At 59.8% G+C, this 7,536-nt stretch carries 5 protein-coding genes and 1 pseudogene; 3 read left to right on the top strand and 3 right to left on the bottom strand.

Annotated features, from left to right (window positions below; translation table 11 throughout):
- Positions 1-380: 380 nt before the first annotated feature.
- Positions 381-666: pseudogene (locus tag P3T25_RS48220) on the bottom strand (transposase); the annotation flags it as partial.
- A gap of 268 nt (positions 667-934) precedes the next feature.
- Here P3T25_RS48220 and P3T25_RS48215 point away from each other — a divergent pair.
- Positions 935-2,320 carry a hypothetical protein gene (locus P3T25_RS48215; protein ID WP_429364804.1) on the top strand — a complete coding sequence of 462 codons (1,386 nt, stop codon included), beginning with the start codon at positions 935-937 and terminating at the stop codon, positions 2,318-2,320.
- A 189-nt stretch (positions 2,321-2,509) separates the two neighbouring features.
- Here P3T25_RS48215 and rpoD read toward each other — a convergent pair whose 3' ends face one another.
- Positions 2,510-4,513, bottom strand: a complete 2,004-nt coding sequence (gene rpoD, locus P3T25_RS48210; protein WP_429364802.1) for an RNA polymerase sigma factor RpoD — start codon at positions 4,511-4,513, stop codon at positions 2,510-2,512.
- Positions 4,514-5,647: 1,134 nt separating this feature from the next.
- Here rpoD and parS point away from each other — a divergent pair.
- On the top strand, positions 5,648-6,103 hold the full coding sequence (gene parS, locus P3T25_RS48205) for a type II RES/Xre toxin-antitoxin system antitoxin (RefSeq protein WP_429364800.1): 456 nt from the start codon (positions 5,648-5,650) through the stop codon (positions 6,101-6,103).
- Positions 6,100-6,570, top strand: a complete 471-nt coding sequence (locus tag P3T25_RS48200) for an RES family NAD+ phosphorylase (protein WP_429364806.1) — start codon at positions 6,100-6,102, stop codon at positions 6,568-6,570. The genes parS and P3T25_RS48200 overlap by 4 nt, the downstream gene beginning before the upstream one ends.
- Positions 6,571-6,706: 136 nt before the next feature.
- On the opposite strand, the gene P3T25_RS48195 is transcribed toward P3T25_RS48200, so the two are convergent.
- The gene (locus tag P3T25_RS48195) at positions 6,707-7,459 is read right to left on the bottom strand and encodes a hypothetical protein (RefSeq protein WP_429364798.1); all 753 of its coding nucleotides are present in this window, start codon (positions 7,457-7,459) and stop codon (positions 6,707-6,709) included.
- Positions 7,460-7,536 lie beyond the last annotated feature (77 nt).

The raw sequence follows: 7,536 nt of genomic DNA, 5'->3' as shown, positions 1-7,536 counted from the left end.
TCGCAAAACCTACCATATGCGCATGTCACGGTTGCGGTATGTAACGTCGTGAGGCCGTGCGCTGAGCAACGGCCCAGAACATACCAAAAGTGTTGTTAATTAGATTTATGTAAAATGCGTAGGAGTACGACTCATATTGTACCCACGCTGGTGGTCGTAATGTTGTTTCTGAACGTGCACGTCTTTCTAAGCCAATCGGCAACAGGTTCGCACACCAGGTGACCATGGAGTTCGGCGTTCAATACCGGGAGCAAGCTTACGCAGGGGACAGGTCCGGTTTTTTGCAAACGGACGAGTCTTTCGCGAGGCCGCACAGGCGACCGGCCTTATGCGATAAGCAAGCCAGATTGCGTCACCAGGCAGTTTGCTAGAAGAGGGTGTTAGGAACTCTGAAGTACGGGCACCGCGTGAACGAGCATGAGCATGGCGAAGACTACAAAATGGAGCCCGGCAAGGGTTTCGGGTAGCCGTTCATAGTCCCGCGCGAGGCGGCGGAACCGGTTGAGCCAGCCAAAGCGGCGCTCGACCACCCACCGCCGGGGCAGCAGTACAAAACCCCTGTTTGGCTTCTCGCAGTTTGGTCACCTGCAGTTCAATGCCTTCATCGCGTGCGGCCTGCGCAGCTTCTTCGCCCGTGTATCCCTGATCCGCAAATGCGACCCTGAGACATAGCCGGCGGAGCGATGTTCGATCGTCTGTCCGATATCCGACCGTTTCCTGTTATCGGCGGAACGGAAGACTATGCGATGCTTTACACGCCAAGACCAAGCGGATCGCGAGGGGGATATGCGAACGCTGACCCAGCACCGCTGGTGAGGAGTTTCGCCCGCGCGTATATTTGCGCTCCATTGAACTGCTGACGCATCCAATGCCAACATCGCCTCGTCTATAATCAAGAAGTCAGAACACCAATGATCGCATGGAGCCCTACTTTATGAGTCAAGCCCGCGGACGATATGCGGGTTCTCGGGACAGCGGCCAACGCCAACCTCACCACGTAAAAAAATCTCCGTCCAACCGGCAGGGACAACCGTACGTGAAGGCACCTCCTCGAGACTCCGCCCCGACTGCCTCGATTTTCAAAACACGATCGTTTCAGTTTCTGGTCGATGCGGTGGGTGCAGAGAACATCGCGTTGGGACTTGAATCGAACATGACGCGCGTGGCTGAACTGATGAAGGGCGAGAGGTTCACGCCCGAGACCGCCTTTCATATGGAAACCACGCTTGGGCTGCCGCATGGCTTCTTCGACCAGCCCAATCCTGCGCTCGCGGCCGAAACCATCGCCCGCCTGAAGTCACCACTCGACTTCGTCCGAACAGTCGACGAATCAGAAGTAGTGCCTGAAACACCTGAGCCGGCTTCCGCCGTGAAAGGCGGCCAACAACCATTTCCTAAAGATAGTTTGTTCGAGGAAACGCAAATGCCAAAGAGAGCAACGGGTGGGTCGCCCAGGGCCGTCATGAATAGTCGAAGCGAGATGGCCGAACAGCCTAAGCCCCATGCGCTGCGAAAAGGTTCGTCTTCGAAAGACAGGACATCTCCTGAAATGGCCCGGCAGCAACCGCTGGCATTAGACGACAGCGCCGTGGTAGGAAATATTCGACGTGCTAACCTCCACGTCCTCACGGCTCGCAACGGATCGAAAGCAAGACTTGGTGTAGTCATGGCGATGAGCGGCTCCAACATGGCCCATCGGCTATATGGCAAGAAACGCATGGACAGTGTCGAAGCAAACCGTTTCACGGAGCGACTTGGTTTGCCAACTGGCTGGTTGGACACGCCGCGCTCCGAAGCCGAGATCCCAGAGTCGGTGTCGCGTTTGCTTACCCCTGCTTCGCGCGGGCGCGCATCCGTTGAACGACACGAGCCGCTCGCGGCTGCAACGAAGGACGGCGTGCCAGGCAAAACGGCCAATGCGCAGCCGCGCACGGGGCGCTCCCGCGCGGGCGTTCTCGGCGATCCGCAAATCGCCTCACCTCTTTCCGTGGATGTCGCAGAAGAGAAAGAGCCGATCGGCGTCAGCCCGGAAGATCATGTAAGTGATGGCCCCGACGAGCCTGCCGGTCGCTCGCCCGAAGAAAGTGATGGCGACGTTCCGGCAGCCACACCGGCAACCCTTCCGTCGCTCCCAGTCGCAGCAATACCGCAGCGAAGCGCGGTGCTGCTCCCCTTCGCTTCCGTCACCAGCCTGGACAACCTTCTCGGTATCGAACCGATAGCGGAAGCATTGCTCAAGACGCTGGCAGGTAAAGCGCGCACCGGTCGATTGGACGAATTGAAGGCTCTGGAACTTTTGCAGCAAGCGGTCCTGTTGTGAGTCGGCGATAGCGTGCCACGAGCCATTCTGCCATGACCATGAAACGCATCGAGGTAGCCCGGACCTGGTGCCGGGGATCGTAGGCGCCCTCTGCCAGCGTTGGGCTATTTACGCGCCCGAGTGAAGAACGCCGAGGGACCAGCGAGCGGCGCTGAGGCGACACAACACCCCGACGCCCGGGTCTGTGGCTCAATGATCGAGAAATTGCCGTAGCTTGTCGGCGCGACTCGGGTGCATCAGCTTTCGCATCGCCTTGCTTTCGATCTGCCGAATCCGTTCGCGCGTCACGTCGAACTGTTTGCCCAGTTCCTCGAGCGTATAGTCCGACGCGGTATCGATCCCAAAACGCATCCGCAGCACCTTCGCCTCACGCGGCGACAGCGCATCGAGCGCGTCATCGATCGCGGCGCGCAGGTTCGCATGCACGGCCGCGTCCGCGGGCGATGCCGCCATTGGGTCTTCGATCATATCGCCAAGCGTCGCGTCGGCGTCCTCGCCCACCGGCGTTTCGAGCGACACGGGTTGCCTGGCGACCTTCAACATGCTACGAACCTTCTCTTCCGGCAGTTCCATGCGCTGTGCCAGCGCCGCAGGATGAGCCTCTCGTCCGGTCTGCTGCAGAATCTCGCGTGAAATCCGGTTGAGCTTGTTGATCGACTCGATCATATGCACTGGCACGCGAATTGTGCGCGCCTGATCCGCAAGCGAACGCGTGACGGCTTGCCGCACCCACCACGTTGCGTAGGTCGAAAACTTCCAGCCGCGTCGATATTCGAATTTGTCGACGGCTTTCATCAGGCCGATATTGCCTTCCTGAATCAGATCCAGAAAATTCATGCCGCGGTTCACGTACTTCTTCGCGATGGAGATCACGAGGCGCAGGTTGGCCTCAATCATCTCGCGCTTCGCCTGCCGCATTTTCGATTCGGCTGCCATCATCTGCCGGTTGACCTTCTTCAACTGTTGCAGCGGCAGTATCGCGTTCGCCTCGATATCGACCAGCTTTTGCTGTTCGGCCTGAATCGCGGGCAGACTGCGTTCGAGCGCGGCTCCATACTCGCGCGACGCCGCGGCCGTGCGCTTGGTCCAGCCAGGATCGGTTTCGTGCCCCGGAAACGACTCGATGAACTTCTCGCGCGGCATGCCGCACCGGTCAACGGCAATCTGTAAAATACGCCGCTCGACCGCGCGCACCTGCGCGACCTGTTGCTGAACATCGGCACACAGCCGGTCGATGGCTCGCGCTGTGAAGCGAATGGGCGCCAGTTCGCGCTGGATCGCTTCGCATATGCGTGCAAAAGCCGCCGGCCCCTTGCCTTCCGCGGCGTCACCTCGCGGAATCTGATCGAACAGCTCGCGCACTCGAGCAAATATCGCGAGGCTGTCGCTCGTGAGCTGTTTCAGACGCGCTTCGTTCGCCTTCGCCGGGTTCCCCTCTCCGATCTCGCTGTCGTCATCGCCCTGCCCGTCGTCGTCATCGGCGGTGTCCACGTCGATATCCGGTGTGTCAGCGGAGTCCGACACCGACAGCCCGGCCGCTGCGGGGTCTTCATTGAGACCGTCGACCAGTTCGTCGATCCGCAGTTCACCGGCTTCGATCTGCTCCGCACTCGCAAGGATCGCCGAGACAGTTGCCGGGCAGGCCGCAATCGCCTGAATCATTTCGTGAAGGCCGTCTTCGATGCGCTTTGCGATCTCAACCTCGCCCGCGCGAGTCAACAATTCGGTCCCGCCCATCTCACGCATGTACATCCGCACGGGATCGGTCGTGCGCCCGAATTCGGAATCGACCGTGGAAAGCGCGACTTCCGCTTCCTCATCCGCCTGGTCGTCCGACACGGCTGCCGGAGCAGCATCGTTCAGGAACAGCGTCTGCGCGTCGGGCGCCTGCTCGTAGACCGCTACGCCCATGTCATTGAAGGTGGCGACAATGGTTTCGATGGCCGCGGTCTGTGCGAAGTTGTTCGGCAAGTGATCGTTGATTTCGGCGTGAGTCAGGTAGCCGCGCTCCTTTCCCAACTGGATGAGTGCGCGCATCAGACGCTGCCGCTCTTCGTCCTGCAACACCGTGGACACTGCGTCGATCGGCAGCAAGGCTGCGGTAGCCTTGCCCTTCACTGCGCGTCGGCCCGCAGCCTTCGGCGCGGATGCGACGGTGTTTGGCCCTGAATCTTCCCGATCAAAACGTGCCATACATTCTCCTGGACAGGCTTGCCCGGCGATAGCGAGACCAGCGGCTACCCGCACTGCGGCCGGCGAGCCACGAAATTGACGGCTGCAGGCGAGCACGAGTTATAGATCGCAACGGGCAACGGACGCGGCCTGCTTGCATGAGCGGGCCGGTTGGAACAGCGCGAGGAAACAGCGCACGGAAACCACAGCCTGACAGTATAACATTGATTGCTGCATTGCACCAATCTAACCCAGTCGCCCAACCGGAGGGCCTCCCCGCACCCCGAAACGGCTTGTCGGCGTTCGCCGCTGGTACTCGCTCGGCACGGTCCCGGGGCAACCGTGGCCTTCATATTGCGATGCCGTCGGAGAGTGTTAATCACGCGAGACGACGCCGACCATGGCTTCGCGCGCGACTTGCGCTGAGTACGACGGCCTGCGGCTCCTGCGAGGCAGGTGAACGTAACATCCGTTCATGTTCACCATGTCAAATTCAGCGGTGGAAGCGCGGGATGACGACAGATTGGTGTCGTCCGATTTGGGGCGCGCTGCGTTATCTGATATGCCGCACAAAACGAACGCCGACGGTTTTTATCTCAAATGGTGCAACGCTTGTACTGCGTGGATCGCGGCAAGCGACCGTTCTGCGGCGGCATTTGGCGCCGGTCGCTGCGGCGCGCCGAACTGCGCCGCCCTCCCCCCGAGCGTCTCGCACACCTCCGACAGGTTACGGTTTCGTCGCGGCGCGGCAGACACGGTCGCAAATGAAGGGTCGGATAATTGTGGCTATCCGACCCTTCGTTTGCGGACACGGGCGGAAGAGGGCGCTAAAAAGCGAGGCACGCGCTCACGCATGGCTCAGCGGCGTGCCAGCGCAGCGAACCAGGTTCCGGTGATTTCGTTCTTGTGGAATTCCTGGCCGGACGGCCTGGAGCGGCCGGGTGGCCAGGGGGCCAGCGCGGGCGTGAGATTTACTTCCAGAAACCGGAACTGGATTCGGGGCGTTCCTGCCTTGTTTGGCGGGCAAGCGTGCGGACTTCCGGCGAACGCTGTCCTGCCCGGGCTAGGTACGGCGATCTCCGGCGGCTCGCGTGGACGCACCCAATGGTCGGCAAAACGCCTATAATGTATGGGCATATTGCCGAAGGAGGCTCCATGACAATCGTTTCCTTTAAACCGACTGGCGCGGCCGATCCGCGACGGGCCGAATTCAATATGCTGGAGCAACTGCTCGACGCCCGGATTCAGTCCGGTGCAGATCTCGCGGAGATAGCGAGCGCCCGTGTGAACGTTACCGTGCTCGACCGGCTGTCCGAGCGTGGCCTGAAGGTCGACGAACTCTCCTTCATCATCCCGCGACGCACGCTGACACATCGGCGCCAGCATCACGAGCGACTATCTATCGACGAGTCCGACAAGGCGATCCGGCTGGCGAAGATTCTCGCCCAAGCCACGTCGACCTTCGGTGACCCGGACAAAGCAATGGCCTGGCTCAGGAACGGTCAGGCGCGCTTTGGTGGAAAGTCGGCACTCGATATGGCGAGCACCGAGCATGGCGCACGTCTTGTGGAGGAAGCACTTGTCCAGATAGACGAAGGTTACTTCGCCTGATGATCCTCTGGAGAATAAGCAACTATGCGGATCTGAGAGGTGTCGGTGGGCTCCGCGCTCCGGGGCGATGGCATTTCGCGGGACAGCCCATCGTCTACCTGGCCGAACACCCGGCGCTGGCGCTCCTCGAGATTCTTGTCCACATGGAGATCGCCAGCGTCGGCCAGTTGCCTGACGGCTATCAGTTGTTGCGCGTCGATGTCGGCGACGACGTTCCAGTCGCTGAGATCGCGGACGCCGATGTCCCGGACGACTGGCGGCAAAACCCCGACTGGTCACGCGGCGCGGGCACGGAGTGGATGCAGACAGAAACGAGCGCCGTGTTGAAGGTGCCGAGCGCGGTCGTTCCCTTCGCCCACAACTTCCTTTTCAACCCAGCCCATCCCGCTGCTGACGCGGTGCGCATTGTCGACGCACTCCATGTAAAGCACGACGACCGGATCCTTAAACTTCTGACTCGGGGCTGAGTGGATCGCGTGCGGCTGCCGGCCGCTGCGACGGCCAACGGTTTCGGAGACCGATGCACCGGATTATGACATTGGAAATTACACGCACACCAACAGACATCGTCATCGCCCGCATGGCCGACCGCCCGAGTTTTGTCTAGATCAATTTCCCTATTTTGGCTTCAAACTGCGCTACTAACTCTTTGGCCAAGCCCTTCCCGCTTAGGGAAATCCCGATTTCGGAAGTATGTGCGTCGTCGCCCGGATCTGCCGACAACCAGTTCTGGCTGCTGACGACCACTGAGTCCTCGTCCCACGCCAGAATTTTTGCGTGCAGTCTTGGATCCAGTATCTGATCAAACTTGACACCCTCCGAGATGGCTCGCCTTTCGAGGGTAGCTGCCACGGCTCCGTCGTTCGCTCCGTCGAATTTTCCGTAATAGAGTTGAACGTTCACGTTCTTCTCCCGATGGGCAACTTTCGCCGGGATGAGGACGAGTGTTTCGGCGTTGTGGCTAAACCGGTGACTTACCACCACTATTCTTGATATGGCAGCGTCTCTCGCTTCCCGGACACTACGAGCATGTTCGGCACCGAAGACGAACCTCGCTTTGGCAGACACGCCAAGTGAAGACCCGCTCGGAGTTGCTCGTACTTTGCAGGCCAAGGCAGCCAGATCTGTCGAAAACGGTGACCAGTTAAGGCTCGGCCCCCCCGCTAACTTCGACAGGATTCCTATCATCTCAGCTACTACGGCCGGGTTTGTGAACCGTAGTGATGCCTCGATTCCCTTGTAGTCGGTGTTAAGCCAGTTGCATGAACCAAGTACTCCGATGAAACTGCCCCTGCCGTTATCAGCGACGAGAATCTTTGCATGTGATCCGGTCGAATAGCTGTTGAAGCCCTTCAAAACCGCTAATCGAGTCCGTAGATTACGCTAATGTAAGAGTTGACTTTGACCGCACGAAATAAGGCGTAGCGGCGGTT

It is taken from the genome of Paraburkholderia sp. GAS32 (assembly GCF_050434225.1).
In the GTDB taxonomy this organism is placed as follows: Bacteria; Pseudomonadota; Gammaproteobacteria; order Burkholderiales; family Burkholderiaceae; genus Paraburkholderia; species Paraburkholderia madseniana.
This window is presented reverse-complemented; position numbering and strand designations above follow the sequence as displayed.